This window comes from Limosilactobacillus mucosae (genome assembly GCF_046939755.1).
Lineage (GTDB): Bacteria > Bacillota > Bacilli > Lactobacillales > Lactobacillaceae > Limosilactobacillus > Limosilactobacillus mucosae_A.
In genome coordinates, this window is sequence record NZ_JBKZAY010000099.1 from 1 (window position 1) to 422 (window position 422).

At 44.8% G+C, this 422-nt stretch carries 1 pseudogene; it reads right to left on the reverse strand.

Features of this window, described 5'->3' with window-relative positions:
- Window positions 1–422, reverse strand: a pseudogene (locus ACLUWI_RS10335) (RNA-guided endonuclease TnpB family protein); the annotation flags it as partial.

The window sequence follows — 422 nt, forward strand, 5'->3', positions numbered from 1 at the left end:
GGTGTATCCGAACCTAATTGCAGCGACAAAAAGAATCGATCGGCGGCATCTTTGGAAATGGTCACCGTACCAATGCGTGTTTCGCCTTGACGATCCAATAGTCGCTGCTGAGCGCCTTTGATATGTAAACGTCCTAGTTTAGGCACCACAATATGTTTGCGGTCTTCAAAGCAGACGGTACCGTTGTCTAGCCGGGCCGTCTTTTGTTTTGGATATTGACAGTTGGTCTGGTATCGCCAAGCATAGCTTTTACGATGAAATTTTGGCACACCGGCTTCATGAACCTTGCGAAAAGCGTTCCAAGCCTTGTGATAGTTTTGAATTGCATTAGCCTTAGCAAGACTGTCAATACGCTTATCTTCTAAAAACTGGAAATGATTTGACATCTGCTTAGCGTTTTGACGAAGCTTTAGCTGTTGGAT